17 protein-coding genes are annotated in these 17,973 nt (G+C 36.6%); 11 read left to right on the top strand and 6 right to left on the bottom strand.

The window, feature by feature from the left end:
- Positions 1-144 precede the first annotated feature (144 nt).
- From RNZ47_RS12500 to RNZ47_RS12475, 6 genes are all read left to right on the top strand, one after another.
- Positions 145-2,694, top strand: coding sequence for an ATP-dependent Clp protease ATP-binding subunit (locus tag RNZ47_RS12500; RefSeq protein ID WP_311940495.1), 2,550 nt, complete (start codon positions 145-147; stop codon positions 2,692-2,694).
- Between the two features lie 82 nt (positions 2,695-2,776).
- A complete protein-coding gene (locus RNZ47_RS12495; RefSeq protein WP_311940493.1) occupies positions 2,777-3,148 on the top strand; it encodes a hypothetical protein in 372 nt (123 codons plus the stop codon).
- 120 nt (positions 3,149-3,268) lie between these two features.
- A complete protein-coding gene (locus tag RNZ47_RS12490) occupies positions 3,269-3,832 on the top strand; it encodes an RNA polymerase sigma factor (protein ID WP_311940491.1) in 564 nt (187 codons plus the stop codon).
- 11 nt (positions 3,833-3,843) lie between these two features.
- Positions 3,844-4,410: a hypothetical protein gene (locus tag RNZ47_RS12485; protein ID WP_311940489.1), complete on the top strand. Its 567-nt coding sequence runs from the start codon at positions 3,844-3,846 to the stop codon at positions 4,408-4,410.
- Positions 4,388-5,476, top strand: a complete 1,089-nt coding sequence (locus tag RNZ47_RS12480) for a DUF4097 family beta strand repeat-containing protein (RefSeq protein WP_311940488.1) — start codon at positions 4,388-4,390, stop codon at positions 5,474-5,476. The genes RNZ47_RS12485 and RNZ47_RS12480 overlap by 23 nt, the downstream gene beginning before the upstream one ends.
- Positions 5,477-5,501: 25 nt before the next feature.
- Positions 5,502-6,230 carry a head GIN domain-containing protein gene (locus RNZ47_RS12475; RefSeq protein WP_311940486.1) on the top strand — a complete coding sequence of 243 codons (729 nt, stop codon included), beginning with the start codon at positions 5,502-5,504 and terminating at the stop codon, positions 6,228-6,230.
- A 179-nt stretch (positions 6,231-6,409) separates the two neighbouring features.
- Here the strand turns inward: RNZ47_RS12475 and RNZ47_RS12470 are convergent, their stop codons facing one another.
- Entirely contained in the window at positions 6,410-6,973 is a 564-nt protein-coding gene (locus RNZ47_RS12470) for a thioredoxin family protein (RefSeq protein WP_311940484.1), read from the bottom strand.
- 149 nt (positions 6,974-7,122) lie between these two features.
- Between RNZ47_RS12470 and RNZ47_RS12465 the strand changes: the two genes are divergently transcribed.
- The 3 genes from RNZ47_RS12465 to RNZ47_RS12455 are packed head-to-tail and all read left to right on the top strand — an operon-like array spanning position 7,123 to position 9,398.
- A complete protein-coding gene (locus RNZ47_RS12465; protein WP_311940482.1) occupies positions 7,123-7,458 on the top strand; it encodes a tRNA-binding protein in 336 nt (111 codons plus the stop codon).
- A gap of 3 nt (positions 7,459-7,461) precedes the next feature.
- The gene (locus tag RNZ47_RS12460; RefSeq protein ID WP_311940480.1) at positions 7,462-8,370 is read left to right on the top strand and encodes a bile acid:sodium symporter family protein; all 909 of its coding nucleotides are present in this window, start codon (positions 7,462-7,464) and stop codon (positions 8,368-8,370) included.
- 44 nt (positions 8,371-8,414) lie between these two features.
- On the top strand, positions 8,415-9,398 hold the full coding sequence (locus tag RNZ47_RS12455; protein ID WP_311940479.1) for a lysophospholipid acyltransferase family protein: 984 nt from the start codon (positions 8,415-8,417) through the stop codon (positions 9,396-9,398).
- Here the strand turns inward: RNZ47_RS12455 and RNZ47_RS12450 are convergent.
- Entirely contained in the window at positions 9,393-11,900 is a 2,508-nt protein-coding gene (locus tag RNZ47_RS12450) for a M14 family metallopeptidase (RefSeq protein ID WP_311940478.1), read from the bottom strand. The genes RNZ47_RS12455 and RNZ47_RS12450 overlap by 6 nt on opposite strands.
- A 161-nt stretch (positions 11,901-12,061) precedes the next feature.
- On the opposite strand from RNZ47_RS12450, the gene RNZ47_RS12445 reads away from it, so the two are divergent.
- Together RNZ47_RS12445 and RNZ47_RS12440 are read left to right on the top strand one after the other, a co-directional pair.
- Positions 12,062-13,465: a vWA domain-containing protein gene (locus RNZ47_RS12445; protein WP_311940476.1), complete on the top strand. Its 1,404-nt coding sequence runs from the start codon at positions 12,062-12,064 to the stop codon at positions 13,463-13,465.
- A gap of 2 nt (positions 13,466-13,467) precedes the next feature.
- The gene (locus RNZ47_RS12440) at positions 13,468-14,451 is read left to right on the top strand and encodes an ABC transporter permease family protein (protein ID WP_311940474.1); all 984 of its coding nucleotides are present in this window, start codon (positions 13,468-13,470) and stop codon (positions 14,449-14,451) included.
- Positions 14,452-14,463: 12 nt separating this feature from the next.
- Here the strand turns inward: RNZ47_RS12440 and RNZ47_RS12435 are convergent, their stop codons facing one another.
- The 4 genes from RNZ47_RS12435 to RNZ47_RS12420 form a co-directional block, all read right to left on the bottom strand.
- Positions 14,464-15,018: a DinB family protein gene (locus tag RNZ47_RS12435; protein ID WP_311940472.1), complete on the bottom strand. Its 555-nt coding sequence runs from the start codon at positions 15,016-15,018 to the stop codon at positions 14,464-14,466.
- Position 15,019: 1 nt separating this feature from the next.
- Positions 15,020-15,343: a hypothetical protein gene (locus RNZ47_RS12430; RefSeq protein WP_311940470.1), complete on the bottom strand. Its 324-nt coding sequence runs from the start codon at positions 15,341-15,343 to the stop codon at positions 15,020-15,022.
- A 15-nt stretch (positions 15,344-15,358) separates the two neighbouring features.
- Positions 15,359-16,777 carry a M20/M25/M40 family metallo-hydrolase gene (locus RNZ47_RS12425; RefSeq protein WP_311940468.1) on the bottom strand — a complete coding sequence of 473 codons (1,419 nt, stop codon included), beginning with the start codon at positions 16,775-16,777 and terminating at the stop codon, positions 15,359-15,361.
- Between the two features lie 309 nt (positions 16,778-17,086).
- Entirely contained in the window at positions 17,087-17,965 is an 879-nt protein-coding gene (locus tag RNZ47_RS12420) for a PPK2 family polyphosphate kinase (protein ID WP_311940466.1), read from the bottom strand.
- Positions 17,966-17,973: the final 8 nt, after the last annotated feature.

The following is a 17,973-nucleotide window of genomic DNA, read 5'->3' as shown; positions in this document are numbered from 1 at the left end:
AATTTCACATCCTTTTTTAGTTAATAAGTATGCGGGTAAAAATTTTGATTTTATAAAGATTTTTTCGTCAATTAGCAATTTAAGGAACAGTTTTTGCCTTTAATAAACTATTATTATTATTTTTAATGCAGAAAGGAACAAGTTATGGATGATAATTTTTCACCAAGAGTAAAAGATGTAATTGCATTTAGCAAAGAAGAAGCGCTAAGATTGGGGCACGATTTTATTGGCACCGAACACTTAATGCTTGGGCTATTGCGCGATGGCGACGGTAAAGCCATCAACATTTTAAATGCCTTAGAAATTGATTTGAATCACTTAAGGCGAAAAGTAGAAATTTTAAGTCCTGCAAACCCCAATATAACTGTAGCTTCAAACCAAAAAAAGAACCTACACCTTACAAGGCAAGCAGAACGAGCTTTAAAAACAACATTTTTAGAGGCTAAATTATTTCAAAGTACGTCAATAAATACCGCTCATTTACTTTTATGTATTTTAAGAAATGAGAACGACCCCACTACCAAGCTTTTAAATAAGCTGAAAGTCGATTACGACAATGTAAAAGAACAATTTAAACTTATGATTACGAACGATAACGATTATATAGAGCCAAAATCTGAATCTTTTCAAGATGACGATACCGGCGCGCAAGGCGATGCCGCAAAGGACAATATATTTAATGCGCCATCGGGTAAGGCAAACAAAAAATCCAAAACCCCTGTTTTAGATAATTTTGGGCGCGATTTAACCGCTATGGCCGATGAAGGAAAATTAGACCCGGTTGTTGGCCGCGAAAAAGAAATCCAGCGCGTGTCGCAGGTTTTAAGTAGACGAAAGAAAAACAATCCGCTTTTAATTGGCGAACCCGGAGTTGGTAAATCTGCCATTGCCGAAGGTTTGGCGCTGCGCATTGTAAAACGAAAAGTGTCGCGTATTTTGTTTAACAAACGCGTGGTAACCTTGGATTTGGCAAGTTTGGTTGCCGGTACTAAATACCGCGGACAGTTTGAAGAACGCATGAAAGCAGTAATGAACGAGCTTGAAAAAAACGACGATGTGATTTTGTTTATTGACGAAATCCACACCATTGTTGGTGCCGGTGGCGCCACAGGAAGTTTAGATGCTTCAAACATGTTTAAACCGGCGTTGGCACGCGGAGAAATACAATGTATTGGCGCCACAACACTTGATGAATACAGACAGTACATTGAAAAAGATGGTGCTTTAGAGCGTCGTTTCCAAAAAGTTATAGTAGAACCCACTACGGTTGCGGAAACCATTGAAATCCTCAATAACATTAAGGGCAAATACGAAGAGCATCATAACGTAGATTATACACAAGAGGCTATTGAAGCTTGTGTGAAATTAACCAATAGGTATATGACCGAACGCTTTTTACCAGACAAAGCCATTGACGCTTTAGACGAAGCTGGGTCGCGTGTTCACATTACAAATATTGATGTTCCGAAGCAAATTCTTGAACTGGAAAAACAGCTTGAAACGGTTAAGGAAACCAAGAATTCGGTTGTTAAAAAGCAAAAATATGAGGAAGCCGCCAAACTTCGAGATGATGAAAAACGCATTGAAAAAGAATTGGCTACAGCTCAAGAAAAATGGGAAGAAGAAACCAAACAACACCGCGAAATTGTTACCGAGGACAATGTAGCCGATGTGGTATCGATGATGACGGGCATTCCCGTAAACAGGATTGCACAAACCGAAATCAATAAACTTGCCGAATTGCCAAACCTTATTAAAGGAAAAGTTATTGGACAAGACGAAGCGGTTGCCAAGGTGGTTAAAGCTATACAGCGTAATCGTGCGGGGCTTAAAGACCCAAACAAACCAATTGGTTCATTTATATTTTTAGGGCAAACCGGTGTTGGTAAAACGCAGTTGGCCAAAGTGCTATCGCGCGAATTATTTGATAGCGAAGACTCTTTGGTAAGAATAGATATGAGCGAATACATGGAAAAATTTGCCATTTCAAGATTAATTGGTGCGCCTCCAGGATACGTAGGTTATGAAGAAGGCGGACAATTAACCGAGAAAGTAAGACGCAAGCCGTATGCCGTTATTCTTTTAGATGAAATTGAAAAAGCACATCCAGATGTGTTTAACATGCTATTGCAAGTACTTGACGATGGTTATTTAACCGATAGTTTAGGCCGAAAAATTGATTTTAGAAACACCATAATTATCATGACTTCTAATATTGGTGCCCGAAAACTTAAGGATTTCGGAACAGGTATTGGTTTTGGAACCGCGTCGCAAAAAGCGCAGGAAGATGCCAATGCAGTCAAGATTATTGAGAATGCACTAAAAAAATCGTTCGCACCGGAGTTTTTAAATAGAATTGATGACGTTGTTGTTTTCAATCCTTTGGAAAAAGAAGATATCAACAAAATTATTGATATCGAATTGGACAAACTGTTATTACGAATTGAAGATTTAGGCTATGTTTTAAAGCTTACCAAAAGCGCAAAAGATTATATAGCAGACAAAGGTTTCGATAAGCAATATGGCGCAAGGCCACTTAAACGAGCTATTCAAAAATACATTGAAGATGCGTTGGCCGAAGAAATCATTACTTCGCACGTTCAAGAAGGCGATAAGATTAAAATCGATTTGGATAAAAAATCGCAAGAACTTAAAATCACTATTGAAAAATCAGAAAAACCGACAGAGTCGTAGTGCTTCATTTTTCAACTTATTAAAAAAGCTCAAAATTAATCTTTTGAGCTTTTTTTTTGTGAAAATTGTCTATATTAGATTTATGAAAACAACATTAACCTTTTCAATTGCGACCATAGATGTCTATGATAATTATGTTGTTTCTGTAATTAATGAGGGGGTTACCGTAACCATGGAATCCAATAAAATTTTGGAAGATATCGCCGAAACTTATTTTCCAAATAAAAAATTTGTGTACATAACGCATCGTGTAAATTCGTACTCGGTGGATCCTGTTAATTACACCCGTACTTCTAAAATAGAAAACCTAGCAGGATTTGCAGTTGTTTCAAAAAACAACGTCGCATTGAGCAATGCTGAAATTGAAAAAACTTTCTTAAAAAAACCTTTCGCTGTATTTAGCAATTTAGATGACGCTATAGCGTGGGCGGAATCTATTGTTACATCCGAATAAGCTTTTTTCACATTCCACTCGCAAAATTAAATCCTACCTTATGTTACGATTTAATTTTTTTTCCTCAAACTGTAACAAACCAAAACCTTCTTAATCTATACTATAACAATTTGTTTTTTTTTGACGCCAACTAATTTAAATACTGAACAACTTGTAAAGCTTTGTATAGCCAAAAACCAATCTGCGCAATTGGAAATTTACAACCGCTATTACAAGGCCATGTACAACACAGCCCTCCGAATTGTAAAAAACAATTTTGAGGCGGAAGATGTTATGCAAGACTCTTTTTTGTTGGCGTTTACAAAACTAGAGAGTCTAAAAGACGTAAAAATATTTGGCGCATGGTTAAAACGAATTGTAATAAACAACAGTATTTATCACTATAAAAAAAACTGTAAAAACAACGAGGTTCCTTTAGATGATGTTCTGTATAAAGTTGAAGACAACAACGCGGGTATCGATAGCCATTATGAGTTTACAAACCTTAAAGCGCAACATGTTTTAAGCACCATGAAAACCTTAAAGGATACATACAGAATTGCTTTAACCTTAAACCTGATTGAAGGTTACGATTACGAGGAAATAAGCGAGATTATGAATATCTCAAACGCCAATTGCCGAACAACCATATCGCGGGCCAAAGCAAGTTTAAGGCAAAAATTACAAGTGGTAATACACAATTAAAATAAAAAAAGATGAGTCACGATACTTTAGATAAACTATTTAAAAGACTGGAAAACGATTTTGATGTTGAAGCACCTTCAGCAGATCACGAGCAACGGTTTTTAGATAAATTGAATAAAAATGGCGCGCTACCACTGGTTAAAGCTGATAAACAAAGGCGTCGTTTATTAAAACCCTTAATTGGTGTAGCCGCCTCTTTAGCTTTATTGATTACGTTTTTTATTGGGTTGAATAAAAATGAAGTGCCTAACGATTTGGCAAGCGTATCGCCTAAAATGGCCGAAACCCAGAACTTTTTTGCCTCAACAATTGCCGAGGAATTAAGTAAAATTGAAAATGAATCTTCGCCAGAAACCAAAATTTTAATTGAAGATACCATGCGAAGAATGAAAGCTTTAGAGACTGAATACGAATCGTTAAAAGACGATTTAGCTGAAAGTGGCGACGATAATCGGGTTATATATGCCATGATTTCAAATTTTCAGAATAGGATAGATTTATTACAAAACACATTACAACAAATCAATACAATCAAACAATTTAAAAACTTAAGCCATGAAACTAACATTACCATTTAAAACACTAATAATGTTATTTATGTTGCCGTTTTTTGTTACTGCAGCAACAGATAAAGGGGGGAAATACACCAAGAAAAAAACCATTAATAAAGAGTATTCAGTCGCATCAAATGCCTTGTTAAGCGTTGATAACAGCTATGGAAACATTGATGTCGTAACTTGGAACGATAACAGAATCGTTTTCGAAATTACCATTACCACTACTGGAAACGACGAAGAAAAGGTTCAAGAAAAACTCAATGATATTACTGTGGATTTCGAAGCATCATCTAAAAGTGTGTCGGCAAAAACAAAATTCAATAAAAGCAAATCAAAATCGTGGTGGAATTGGAATGGCAAAAACAAAGTAAGCATGAAAATAAACTACATTGTTAAAATTCCTATTACCAATAGCGTAGCCTTAAATAATGACTACGGAAATATAAATGTTGATAAACTTGAAGGTCATGCCAAACTAAACTGCGATTACGGAAAAATAACCACCAAGGAATTGCTTGCCGATAATAATTCAATAAACTTTGATTACAGTAAAGGCTGCTATTTTGAATACATAAAAAGCGGAAAAATCAATGCGGATTACAGTGAGTTTACAGTCTCGAAAACCAATAGTATAGACATAAACGCCGACTATACAAATTCAAAAATTGAAACCGCCGAAGATGTCACATATAATTGTGATTACGGCAGCATGAAAATTGAAAAAGCGAATAATATAACAGGAAACGGCGACTATTTAACCACTATAATTGGAGATGTTTATAAAAGCGTTTCGCTTAAAGCAGATTACGGAGCTATAAAAATAGGCAACATGACGCAAAATGCTGGAAACATAAGCATTGACTCGGAGTACACTGGCATTAAAATAGGCTTTGCACCCAACTACCATTTCAATTTTGAAATTGATTTAGATTACGCATCTCTTAAAAGTAGCGATGGTTTGCAATTTTCAACAAAAAAAGAAAACGGAACAGGGAAATATTATAACGGACACTACGGAAATGCCAATTCAGGCAATACCATTAAAATAGAATCCGATTACGGCAGTGTATCATTATCAAAAAACTAACAATCATTAATCAAAAAACGAACAGATGAAAACATTAATCAAAAAACAAACCTTATTGGTTTTTGCAAGCTTGCTTTTGGCAACAACGGCTTACGCACAATCAAAATCCATTAAAGGCAATGGCAACCTGACCACGGTTACCAGAACTACAGATAGCTACGACGCCATTAAATGTGCCGGCCACATGGATTTTATATTAGTAAGCGGAAACGAAGGAAACATTACCATTGAAGGGGAGGACAATTTGCTTGAGTACATTGTTACCGAAGTAAAAGACAATGTTTTAAAAGTAAAGGTGAAAAAAGGTAAAAACCTTAAATCAAGTAAAAACAAAACCATAAAAATCACGATTCCGTTTAAGGACATCAACAAAGTAGCGCTTGCGGGTTCCGGCGATTTATGGAATAAAGACGTGATAAATGCAACCAATTTAGTTGTTGCTTTAGCAGGTTCGGGCGATATAGTTTTAGATGTTAAAACCACATCTGTTGAAGGCTCCATAGCGGGTTCGGGCGATCTCACATTAAAAGGCAGCACTAATTATTTAAAAGCCAAAGTTGCCGGCTCTGGCGATTTTCACGGATTCGATTTACAAGCCAACAATACCGAGGTTTCCGTAGCGGGTTCAGGTGATGCCGAAGTGGTAAGCACTGATAATTTAAAAGCAAGAGTAGCAGGTTCTGGCGACATTGTTTACAAAGGAAACCCTAAAAAAGACACTAAGGTTTCCGGTTCTGGCAGTATTACCAATTAACCTTTATTCTATGTTTCCAAAGAACGAAGTGACGACCTAAAGAGTTTTTTGAATTTAAGTTGTCAGGTTGAGCTTATCGAAAAGCGAAATTGATTATTTAATAAGCTAAAATATTTCGACAAGCTTAACCTGAAATAGAATTAGATTTTTCAGACAGCCTCACCATTTGTAAAGTCGCTTTAATCTGATGTTTTCCATTTAATATTACACCCAATACTTGGCTTTTGCAATTGGGTGTTTTCTTTGTTTGCCAATAGACAATCTAAGGCATGCCGCAAATCTTTTCCGGTAACTGGCAATCCGTTGGCAGGGCGCGAATCGTCTATTTGTCCCCTATAATCCAGTTTTAAATCGGCGTTAAAAACATAAATATCTGGTGTGCAAGCCGCATCGTAAGCTTTAGCGATATCTTGGGTTTCATCATATAAATAAGGAAATGGATACCCTTCTTTTTTAGCTTGAACGGTCATTTTTTCTGGAGAATCTTGCGGATAATTTACCACATCGTTACTGGAAATGCCAATAAAAGACACACCTTTTTCAGCGTAAGCGTTTGCTATAGCAACCAGTTCTGCGTTTACATGAATGACAAACGGACAGTGGTTGCAAATAAACATAATCACCGTTGCCTTGTTTCCCTTTAAATTTTGAAGCGTTAATTTTTTTCCGGAAACCGTGTCGAACAAGTTGAAATCTGGAGCCTGTGTTCCCAAAGGAACCATATTTGAAGGTGTACGTGCCATAATTTTCAGTTTATTCAAAGTTCGTCATTTTCTACTAAAAAACTTTAAAAGAGCGTGTGAAATTTGTTTCTAGTTCATTTAAATAAAATATAATTTAAAATTTCCAGGAACCATTTTAAAATTCATTTGGTAAATTGTATTTTTAAAAAATGAATAACACGATAACTTTTGAAGATTTTACGAAAGTAGATTTGCGAGTGGGCACCATTATAGAGGTAAACGATTTTCCCGAAGCGCGACAACCCGCTTACCAGCTCACTATCGATTTTGGGGATTTAGGCATTAAAAAATCTTCTGCACAAATAACCACCTTGTATACCAATGACGCCTTGTTAAATAAGCAAATTGTAGCTATTGTAAATTTTCCTAAAAAACAGATTGCCAAATTTATGAGCGAATGTTTGGTTTTAGGTGCTGTAAATGGTGAAGATGTTATTCTTTTAAACCCAGAAAACAGGGTAAAAAACGGAACGCCCGTTTCTTAGTGTATGCAGCAATTAGACAACGTTCAGATAAATTTTGACACCAACGCCCTTTGGGTTTTAAATGTTGCGCTCGCATTGGTTATGTTCGGGGTTGCATTGGGGATTTCGCTAAGTGATTTCAAGAATTTAATCAAACAACCCAAGCTGGTTTTATTGGGCATTGTATCGCAATTTGTCTTGCTGCCTTTTGTAACGTTTTTGTTTATACTGCTTATAAAACCCCAACCAAGTATTGCCTTGGGAATGATGATGGTAGCAGCGTGCCCCGGGGGAAACGTGTCTAATTTCATGACGAGTTTGGCTAAAGGAAACACTGCGCTATCAGTTAGTTTAACGGCATTTGCTACGTTTTTGGCCATGGTTATGACGCCTTTTAATTTTCAACTTTACGGAAATTTATACCAACCCACAGCGGAAATTTTAATAACCGTACAATTAGAACCTTTTGAGTTGGTAAAACTTGTTGTTCTTATTCTCGGTATGCCATTAATTTTAGGGATGTTGTTAAGATATAAAAATGAATTGTTAGCCGATAAACTTTCCAAAATCTTAAAGCCTTTATCCATTGTTATATTTATAGCCATAGTAATTTTGGCATTCTCAAAAAATCTAGAAGTTTTTAACAACTATATCCACCATGTTTTATTCATAGGAATCAGTCATAATATATTGGCCATTATGGTTGGGTTTTTAGTGGCTCGCCTATTTAAATTGTCATTTAAAAATCAAAAAACACTAGCGATAGAAACAGGAATCCAAAATTCAGGTTTAGGGTTATTGCTCATTTTCACATTTTTTGACGGTATTGGCGGTATGGCTATTTTAGCAGCCTTTTGGGGCATTTGGCATATTGTTTCCGGCTTGTTATTGGCTTGGTTTTGGTCTCATAAAAAAAGAAGTTTAGCATATTGAAATTTATCTGGTTATATAGCGTTCGATTATATTTAAGTATTGGCATGTTTTTTTATTTCAGAAGAATAAAAATTTACCATGTTGAAAACGTATCAAAAAACAAACCCATTTTATTGTTGAGCAATCATCAAAACGCCTTGTTGGATGCCTTATTAATTGCAACAAAAAGTGGTAGGTTTTCGTACTTTTTAACACGGGCCGCAGTTTTTAAAAAGACATTGGTAAGCAAGCTTTTGATGAGTTTACAAATGCTTCCCGTTTATAGAGTTCGCGATGGCTGGAGCAACATAACAAATAATAATGCCATATTTGAAACCTGCACCGAACTGCTAAACAAAAATGAAGCTATTGTTATTTTTCCTGAAGGTAGCCATAATTTAAAACGCGCCGTAAGGCCATTAAGCAAAGGTTTTACAAGAATTGTATTTGATACTTTGGAAAAATATCCTGATACGGATTTACAAATAATTCCCGTGGGTTTAAATTTTGAAAATGCTGAAAAATTCCCGGATAGTACATCCATATATTTTGGAAAACCATTATCCGCCAAAAATTTTATTTCAGAAAACAGAAACGAGGATGTGCTGAAATTAAAGGCCAGAATCCAATCTGAAATAGCACAGTTAACCACGCACATACCATCGGATAATTATGATGAAACTGCAGCGACATTAAACCGTTTGCAAGTTGATTATTTAAACCCGAAAGCAGTAAATTCCTGCATTGCAAATCATTTTGAAAACTGTGAAACGAATCGGAAACCAAAAATAAAAGGAATCCGATTGATATTTAAAGCATTACTGATTTTAAACCTCCTTATACCCTATTTAATCTGGAAGTTTGTGGTACAACCAAAAATAGACGAGATTGAGTTTCTATCTACTTTTAGATTTGCCATCGCCATCACTTTAGTGCCTTTTTATCTTTTAATTGTTTGGTTGTTTTTAACTTTTTTATTCGGTATTAAAATCGCATTAATCTATGTGGTTTCAGTTTTGATAATTTCACTTTTAGCTGTAAAATTATAATTCCTTTCTAAAGAAAATAGCATTTAAAAACAGTTTGTTTGTGCCATACCAAAACGCTCTAAAATTGGTGTTATCCGTAAAGGCAACCACTTTGCCTTTTCCTAATTTTTTAATTTGAACAGGAACGGTTTCTGCCAAAACATCTAAATTAGGTTTGGAAATGTAACCGCTTAAAAGCGGATTTTTTGTGTATTGTATGGGGTTGTTATAGCTTAAAGAATCTGCTTTTATAAAAACGGTGGTGTTTCTAAACAACGCTATTTTATCATTTTTATACCCGAAATTTATAGGATGCGATCGGTCTTGTTTTGCTTCAAAAATAGCACCACCAATAACCTGAGCGCCATTAAAATCGCTTTTTTCGTCAAAGCTTATGTTTTTGGCCTGCACATTGGTTTTCTTAAATTCCAACTTAACAAATTCTTTTTCTTTAAGCCATTTTACGGTATTTCTAAATCCAATGAGGGTGCCTCCGTTTTCTATCCAAGCCTTAAGTTTTTTGGTGTTCGATACATTTAAAGACCTCATATTTGGGACAACGATGGTGTTGTAGCGATTTAAATCTGCACGGTTAATGGTTTTGGTGTCTAGTTTTGTTGCCGTAATATTAAAACGCGTATCAAATAAATGCCAAATTTCGCCAGCGTCGTAAGAGGTTATGCCATCGCCAACCAACAAAGCGATTTTTGGTTTTTCCAAAGTTTTAAATTTCCGGCTTCCTAAATCTATCCCATCTGTTAACCCTGTATGTACCCCATCAATTTGCACATGGTTCTCTTTGGCTAATTTGTTTAAAAGCGCGTACAAATCTTCGCCATTTAATTTTTGATTTTGAACAGGAATTAAAAGCGTTCCATAGTCATAATCTTTATTATTCATGCTAAAAGGCTTCAAGGCCACTTTGGTACGAACACCCTTTTTTAGAAGCTGATTCAACAGTTTTGGCGCATAATATTCGTGCCATTCCAACAAATAAGCGTAATTACTTCGCTTTGAAACCTTACCGTCTTTGGGCTGAAAATCGATTATTCGCTCACCCAAATTATTTGTTGAAACATTTTCGGCATAGTCCAAATTAAATGCCAAAGGCAAGGTCCATGCAGAAATATCGTAAAACAAACTATCTTGAAACGTGGTGCGTTTTTCAAACATAGCATTGATTAATCGAGTGTTTTTCTGGTTTTTAGGAACGATGTAACTATACCCTTTTTTAAAACGTTTTCCGTTTGCGGTAAAATCTTGTTTTATATCGTGGAATTTAATGTTATGCCGATTTAATATTTCTGCCAAATGATAGGTTTTTGCAGCATCTTTTTCATCACCAAAAACAATCGCCTTGGTTGCTTGTTTCGCGGCTTCTTGTCTGGCATTTTTATAAAAATCGTGTTGGTAGCTTAAAATAGCTTCGCGCATATTTGTTGCGGCTTTCAATGTGGATAATGCGGTGGTGAGTTGATTCCTGATGGTAAACGGAAAAGTTAAAACACCGTTTTCGCTTTCCTGCATATGCCCTCTAGAGCTGGCTTGCTCAAATAAAATTCCAATACCGCCGTTTATATCCGGAAATGTAGAGCCTTTGCCGTAATAAAAATCATCATAGCTTTCTTCCGAATAGTATAAAGAGCCTATTTTGTTTAATGCTTCCGCATGGAAATTCCCGATTTTTTTTGTCAGTTCCTGATTCAATTTAGGTGTTAAAGGATGTGTTCTTGAAGGAATACCTGGTTGAAAAAAAAACGTGGTGTTCGTTCCCATTTCATGGTGGTCGGTTAGAATATTTGGCAACCATTTATGAAAGGATTCTATTCTTGCACGAGATTCCGGCAATTGCACGGGCAACCAATCGCGGTTCATATCAAACCAATAATGATTGGTTCTTCCACCGGGCCAAACCTCACTATATTCCCTATCGTTTGGATCTGGGTTTAAATTGATGTTTTTATTGGTATTTGCCCAATAGGCAAAACGCTGTAAACCATCAGGATTTAAACATGGGTCTAACAAAACAACCGTATTATCCAACAATGCGTTTATGTAATCATCTTCTGCAGCAGCTAAATGATATGCTAGCAGCAAACTCGAATTGGAACCACTGGGTTCGTTTCCATGAATGGAAAACCCTTGATAAACCACAATGGGCATATCGGCTGTATTTACGCCGTCATTATTGGTTGCATCGATATGCTTTTTACGAATAGCATCGATATTTTGATGGTTTTTAGGTGAAGTGATTGTTAGCAATAAAAGCGGCCGGTTTTCAAAGGTTTTGCCTCTATCTTCTAAAGTAATTCTATCCGATGCCTCAGCAAGGGCGTACATATATTGCACGAGTTTGTCGTGTGTTACGTGCCATTCGCCAACTTGATGTTCAATAATGTTTTCTGGCGTTGGGATATTTTTGTTATAACTTATGTCTTGTGAAAGATAATACGATAAGTCCGTCTGGTTTTGCGATATCGCAACAAAAGATGTTAAAAAAAAAATTATAATAAGTTTATTCATTGTCGGTTAGGTTAGTTTATAAATATAAAAAAACCACTACAAATAACGATAACGATTTTTGTAAATTTTAGGACGACAAGACACACCATTAACCGCCTGTTTTTTAAGCATATAGCCCAAACTTACTTAAATTTTTATTATTTTTAATAAAATCATTAATTATGAAGCTATTAATCCCTCTCTTTTGTGCTTTAGGTTTAATCTTTCAAACTTCGGCACAAGAACAAAAAGCACCATCTCCAATCTTATTTATCTACGATGCCAGTGGCTCCATGTGGGGTCAACTTGATGGTAAAACAAAAAAGGAAATTGCTTCGGAAGTATTGGCAACAGCCGTAAACAATCTACCGGATAACCAAAATATTGGGTTAATGGCTTACGGACATAACAAAAAAGGCGATTGCAGCGACATTGAGTTTTTGGTCGATTTACAAAACGCATCCAAAAGTCAAATTACAAATGCGGTAAGCGGTATGAACGCTTTAGGAAAAACGCCTTTGGCACGTTCGGCTGCACTGGCCATAAATTCATTAAAAAACAGTAACACCAAAGCGACCATTATTTTAATTACCGATGGCATTGAATCTTGCGATGGTGATATTTGCGATGTGGTTTCAACGGCAAAAACCGAAGGTATCGACTTTAAACTTCATATTGTAGGCTTCGGACTTAAAGAAAGTGAAACTGAACAATTGAAGTGTGCTACCGATGCTGGTGGTGGAACGTATTACGATGCTTCAAACGCCAGTGGTTTAAGTGAAGGGCTTACCGAAGCTACATCGCAAACCATTGATGATCCAAAAGGCAATTTTTCCATTTTTGCCGCAAAAAACGGCAAACCTGTTGATGCTTGGGTTAAAATAGTAAAGGCGGATACAAATAAAGAAGTTGATGGCACAAGAACCTATCGCGATACGGGTTGGGTGTATCTGCCTCCTGGAAAATATAAAATGATTGTCAACCCTTTAGAAAACACCAAAATTAAAGGAACTACAATAAATATTGAAAGTATTAAAGACAAAATCGGACATAAAACGGTAAGTTTTGATGGCGGAAAAATCAATCTTTTAACACTTAATAATAATGAAGGTTGGGATGCCACAAGTAAAGTAAAAACTCAAGATGGAGAAGTTGTTGGTGGCAGTAGAACTTATGGAAGAACGCAAACCATTGAAGTAAACCCCGGTACTTACGATATTGAAGTTATGGGTTTACGCATGAAAGGTTTAGAAACCAAATACACAATTGAAGATGTTATAGTTGAACCCGGTAAAACCATTGAAGTTTCGCATAATTTTAAAACAGGCATTGCTATGATTGGTGTGAAAAGTGGAGAAACACTAGTAGATGCCGTAGTAAGCATTAAGGAAAAAATATCTGGTAAAAATGTAGCAGGCAGTAGAACCTACACATCAAATAGCAGCAACCCCAGAGAATTTATATTAAACCCTGGAATTTACGAAGTCAAAGTTAGTGCTGTAAAAAAAGAATACGCTGGCAAAAAAGAAACCTTTACCATTGAAGTTAAACAAGGAGAAACCGCTACCAAAATAATTCATTTTTAATTATGGCACATCAACTGTTTAAACCCTTTAGTTTTTTAATGTACTTTTTAGCACTAATCGCCTTTTTCTTTTTAGGGCTGATTTACGCAGGAATCACCGAAGCCGGAAAAGGGCAAATGTTAGCAGGCGGCGCTATTGTTTTTGGCTACGGTGTTATTGGCGCTTTTATTGGCTTGTGTTTAGCACTTGTTTTAGCCTATAATTTAAAAAGGCATTTTATTATAAAAATCAATGTTTTGTTGGCTTTAATTATTGCCACTTCGTTTGCATATTTTACTATTAAATATCAAAAACGCCAAAAAGAAAAAGAACAACAAAAAATGGAGCAACAAAAAACAAAAAGACCGACCGCTCCGGTTGAAAATAAAACAGCAAAAACCATAGCGATGGTTGCTAAAAACAATTCAGCTATTAAACCCAAAAGTCATATGGGTTTGGGCATGTTTACCCCAAATTTCCACGAGAACAAAACCCTCTATTTTTACGGTAATTTAACCCAAGGAAAATCGGTTCAAGAGCATACGCCAATAGACAGTATCACCTTTAAACAATTGGAATACGGTGGTTTTGATATTGCTACCGCACCGCCTTGGTTAGTGCCCGATCATTTAAAATTAGATTACGATATGCTGTATTTTAAAGTTCAATCCATATCCCATGATTTTATTGAAGTCACCGTTAACACCACTAACAACCAAACCGGTTTTGTTGACCGCTATGCTGGGAAATTAATGTATTGGCCCGAGTTTCTTTTGGGCATTAATAGCGTGGAGTTTCCCAATCCCGAAATTCATAATATCTTTACAAGACCCTTTGAAGAAGCGGGCACCATAAACACGCCGTACAGTTTTATGCGGCCACTAAAAATTAAGGACGAATGGATGTACGTGGCGTTGCTGGATTACAATTTTAATATGAAAGGCCATGGTTGGATTCGATGGAAAAAAGATGGCAAAATGCTGATTATTTATTCATTGCTAAGTTGAAAAACACTGTAATTACTCTCTTAGCTTCCCACTGAAAACACTCACTTTTGAATTGAATGGATTTCCCGAGGCACGCCGAAGCATCACCACTTGTCCGCAATGCCAAAGCGCATCTGCAATTGGCCCGTTAATAAGATTCCAAAACGGAAATCTATCGTTATCAAATTTAGAAATATCTTCGGTTGCTTTTAAAATTTCCGAAGCCTCCTTAATGTTTAACAGGGTTTGTTTTCGTTTTTGTTCAAAGGTAAATTCCTTTTGGTTTTCATCTCTTTTTTCTTCGGATAAAGCATTCAGTAGAAAATTAGATAATCCCAATAAATGATCGATGGTTTCAGCACTCGTTCGTCCGCTTTCACTGGGTTTATAATTCAGGTCTTCTTGTCGTAAGCCTTCGGTTGCCCAATAATATCTAAAGCCCAAACCATCAACCATTCTAGCGGCTACGGTTCCTGCGGTATAAGTTTCCGGATATTCCGGAATTTCGTAGTACGGTAATTTTTCTTCAGATTGTGCCATAACAACTGTTGTTAATATTAAGGCTATTATTAGAGTGAATTTCTTCATTTTATTTAGGATTTAAAGTCATAACATAATCGTAACTTTCGTTTAAATAATTTGCGACGTTATCTAAATCTTCAAGCATGTGGTCTGGAATTAACACATAACCTTTCATGACCGCACCGTAAGATTTATATGTTGAGGAACTGAATGCTTTTATGTATTCTTCTTGTACCTCTTTTGAAAATCGAATGCCTATTTCACCGGCCTTATTCAGCAATGAAAACATATACCCATTTGCCGAAGTATAAATCATCGATTTTCCTTTTCGCTCAAATCTCGGGCATTTATTAACGAGTTCGTCGTAAATTTTCAGTTTTTCTTCCCACATATAAAAAAGTTTAAATCAATCCTTTATTTGGTCGTCATTCAATATTGGATTCACCCCATATTTATCATACAAATACACCAATGCGGTCATGGTTGCCGCGCCCAATTCCAGCTCGCGTTTATTAACGTGCTCAAAGGTGTCGTTGGCGGCATGATGGTGATCGAAATACCGTTGGGAATCCGGACGTAAACCTGCCAATACATTGGTGTTGCTTTTTAACGGGCCAACATCGGCACCGCTTCCGCCCCTTTCAAAATAATGGATAAAATACGGTTTAAATAAAGGCTTCCAACTTAATATTTGATTGAAACTGGCATCGTTACAATCGAAACTAAAACCTCTCGGTGTAAATCCGCCCGCATCACTTTCCAATGCAAATATGTGGTTTTCACCTTTCTGTTTGGCAACCTCGGCGTATTTATTGCCGCCCCGCAATCCGTTTTCCTCATTCATAAACAATACGACTCTGATACTGCGTTTTGGCTTAATTCCAGACTCCTTTAATAGCCTTAAAACGTCCATAGACTGTACCACTCCGGCACCATCGTCGTGCGAGCCATCACCTAAATCCCATGAATCTAAATGGCCGCCAACTATAATGTATTCATTAGGGAATTCGCTTCCGGTAATTTCGCCAATCACGTTATGCGACAACACATCGTCCAACTGTTTGCAATTTTGCTTAAAATAGAATTTTAGCGATTTGTCCAGCTTTAACATCGAGCTCAACAATTCCGCATCATTAGTGCTTATAGCCGCAGACGGAATGCGTTTATTAACAGGCAGGTTGCCATAAGTCATGCTGCCCGTATGTGGCAAATCGTCCAATCGTAAATTCATGGAGCGCACAATAACACCCACAGCACCGTATTTGGCAGCTTCAACGGCACCCATATAGCGTTGGTTTACGCAACCTCCGTAGGCCTCGAAAGTACTAATAACATCGGGTTGCATCGGCCGATTGTAAAACACGATTTTACCTTCAATATGTTCTTTTCCTAAAATCCCTAGCTCATCAAAGTTTTTAACTTCAACAATATTTGCTTTAAGCCCCATTGCTGGAGTTGCTATGGAGCCGCCCAATGCACAAATGTTTACGTTCGTGGTTTTTTTGGTGCCAAAACCACTGGGAGCCGTTTCGATATAGGCAAATTCTTTGGCGCCACGCACCCATTTTGGAACCATAACGGGTTGCAACCACACTTTATCTAATCCTAATTTTTCAAGTTCTGCCTTGGTGTACGCCACCGCTTTTTCGGCATTTAAAGAACCTGACAACCGCCCTCCTATTTGGTTTGACAAATGATTTAACCAATCGTAACTTTTACCGTTTGTTAGGGATTGGGTATAAATTTCTCTTATAACCTGTTCGTCGGTTTGGGAAAAACTAATTATGGAACTTGATAATGTTATTAATAAAAAGATTCGTTTCATATGAATTGCTATTAAGTGGATTCCTGCTTTACTGAAACAAGTACAGCACAAGTCGCAGAAATGACAAACTTAAATTATTTTAAAGTTTAAATATACTATTTATTGAAAGTTGAGTGCTAACTTGAAACATAAATTTGTTTTAATTACCCGCGGCAAGTGCGTTAACGATTGATGCGGCATCCTTTTTAAAAATTAATAGCACTAAAACAGCTTAAAACTAAAATTAGACAGATTGCACCATTTGTTCCGCCTTCGCAATGACGTTTTAAAAAGATATAGCGGAAAGCGTGTTAAAACGCCCAAATAATACTACTCGTTGTTTAGTAAATTTATGTATTCCACTAGGTTTGCTTTTACTTCATCATCTAGCTCTGGCTCTTTAATATCGGTGTATTGGCTCAGGGTGTCGAACATGATTTTGGCGACAATGTAGCGGGCTGTGGGCTTGTCGTTTGCAGGAATATTGTACCAAGGCGCATGTGGTTTTGAGGTGCGGTTAATGGCATCTTCGTAACAGTTTTGGTATTTGTCCCAAAGGGCACGCTCCTTTAAATCGTCTGGTGAAAATTTCCAATGTTTTTCCTTTTTATTCAAACGGCGAAGCAACCTGTTTTTTTGTTCGTCTTTTGAAAGGTTTAAATAAAACTTAAATATAATGGTGCCATTTTCGGCAATATGCTTTTCAAAATTATTGATTTGCTCGAAGCGTTTGTCCCAAAAAGCATCATCGATATCATCAACAGAATTTACCGAAGGAATCCTTTCATTTAATATATAATTGGGGTGCACGCGTGTTACCAGCACGTTTTCGTAATGTGTTCGGTTAAAAATAGCAAATTTTCCACGCTCTGGCAATGCGATGTAATGGCGCCATAAATAGTCGTGCCCCAACTCTAAGTCGGTGGGTACTTTAAAACTATGCGACACGACACCCCGTGCATTGAAATTTTTAAAAACCTCGCGAATTAAACTGTCTTTCCCGGAAGTATCCATGCCTTGTATACACACCAAAACCGCATATTTATCGTGGGCGTACATGGTGTTTTGTAGCTTCCCGAGTTTTTTACTTACAAATTGCAAGGCATCTTTTATCTCGTCTTTTGAAGCGTTTAAAGCATAATTGGAAGGTTGTTCGCTTAATTTAATTTTAGAGGTGATTTTAAAATCGTTGGTATCAATTTTTTTCAAAATGTATC

It is taken from the genome of Hwangdonia seohaensis (genome assembly GCF_031932625.1).
Lineage (GTDB): Bacteria > Bacteroidota > Bacteroidia > Flavobacteriales > Flavobacteriaceae > Hwangdonia > Hwangdonia seohaensis.
The sequence above is the reverse complement of the archived record's forward strand: the minus strand, read 5'-3'. Positions and strand labels throughout refer to the sequence as shown.